Genomic DNA, 1,928 nt, shown 5'->3' on the forward strand with positions numbered 1-1,928 from the left:
AGGCCAACAAGTACTCGGTGCCGCGCATGGCGTTCGTCAACAAGATGGACCGCACCGGTGCCAACTTTGACAAGGTCGTCGAGCAGCTGAAGTCGCGCCTGGGCGCGTACGCCGTGCCGATGCAGGTGCCGATCGGTGCCGAAGACGGTTTCGAGGGCGTGGTCGACCTGCTCAAGATGAAGGCCATCCATTGGGATGTCGCCTCGCAGGGCACCAAGTTCGAGTACCGCGACATCCCGGCTAACCTGCAGGCCAAGGCTGAAGAAGCGCGCAACTTCATGATCGAAGCGGCCGCCGAAGCCAACGAAACGCTGATGGACAAGTACCTGTCCGAAGGCGAGCTGAGCGAAGCGGAGGTCATTGCCGGCCTGCGCGAGCGCACCCTGCGCGTGGAAATCGTGCCGGTGTTCTGCGGCTCGGCGTTCAAGAACAAGGGCGTGCAGGCCATGCTCGACGGCGTGATCAACCTGCTGCCGTCGCCGGCAGACCGTCCGCCGGTGCAGGGCATCGACGACAACGAGAAGGAAGACTCGCGCAAGGCGTCCGACAGCGAGCCGTTCTCGGCGCTGGCGTTCAAGATCATGACCGACCCGTTCGTCGGTTCGCTAACCTTCTTCCGCGTCTACTCGGGCGTGCTCAACTCCGGCGACCAGGTGTACAACCCGGTCAAGTCGAAGAAGGAGCGCGTGGGCCGCATCCTGCAGATGCACGCCAATCAGCGTGACGAGATCAAGGAAGTCCGCGCCGGCGACATCGCTGCGGCCGTGGGCCTGAAGGACGTGACCACCGGCGACACGCTGTGCGCGCAGGATCACATCATCACGCTCGAGCGCATGGTGTTCCCGGAGCCCGTCATCTCGATGGCGGTCGAGCCGAAGACCAAATCGGACCAGGAAAAGATGGGTCTCGCCCTCGGCCGCCTGGCCCAGGAAGATCCTTCGTTCCGCGTGCGTACCGACGAGGAGTCGGGCCAGACCATCATCGCCGGCATGGGCGAGCTGCACCTGGACATCATCGTTGACCGCATGAAGCGCGAGTTCAACGTCGAGGCCAACGTCGGTAAGCCGCAGGTCGCGTACCGCGAGACCATCCGCAAGACGATCAAGGTCGAAGGCAAGTACGCGCGCCAGACCGGTGGTAAGGGTCAGTTCGGCCACGTGTGGATCGAGCTGTCGCCGAACGAGCAGGGCAAGGGCTACGAGTTCGAGAACGCGATCGTCGGCGGTGTGATTCCGAAGGAATACATCCCGGCCGTCGACAAGGGCATCAAGGAAGCCGCCAACAACGGCGTGCTTGCCGGCTACCCGGTCGTCGACGTCAAGATCAGGCTGGTCGACGGTTCGTACCACGAGGTCGACTCGTCGGAAATGGCGTTCAAGATCGCCGGCTCCATGGCCTTCAAGGAAGGCTTCATGAAAGCCAGCCCGATCCTGCTCGAGCCGATGATGAAGGTCGAGATCGTCACGCCCGAGGATTACCTGGGTGACGTGATGGGCGACGTGAGCCGTCGTCGCGGCATTCTGCAGGGTCAGGACGACAGCCCGTCGGGCAAGATCATCAACGCGATGATCCCGCTGGGCGAGATGTTCGGCTACGCGACCACGCTGCGTTCGATGTCGCAGGGCCGCGCGACCTTCACGATGGAGTTCGACCATTACGCCGAGGCTCCGACCAACATCGCCGAATCGGTGATGAAGAAGTCCTGAGCATGACCTTCCCGCGAGCGCCGGCCCCCGCCGGCCTCGCGCAGCACGATCAACAAGCAATTTTCTTTAAAGAGAGACAACCATGGCCAAGGGTAAGTTTGAGCGCACCAAGCCGCACGTGAACGTGGGCACGATCGGTCACGTCGACCACGGCAAGACCACGCTGACGGCAGCGCTGACGAAGGTGGGCGCCGAGCGTTTCGGCGGTGAGTTCAAGGCGTA

General features: G+C 62.9%; 2 protein-coding genes. Both read left to right on the plus strand.

Going from position 1 to position 1,928, the window contains the following annotated elements; all coding sequences use genetic code 11:
- A partial coding sequence (gene fusA, locus VFE83_RS05450; RefSeq protein ID WP_324903876.1) for an elongation factor G occupies positions 1-1,706 on the plus strand: 1,706 nt, incomplete at its 5' end.
- 82 nt (positions 1,707-1,788) lie between these two features.
- The coding region (locus VFE83_RS05455; protein WP_239536270.1) for a GTP-binding protein at positions 1,789-1,928 on the plus strand (140 nt) is incomplete at its 3' end.

Source organism: Lysobacter sp. (assembly GCF_035655815.1).
Classification (GTDB): Bacteria; Pseudomonadota; Gammaproteobacteria; order Xanthomonadales; family Xanthomonadaceae; genus Lysobacter_J.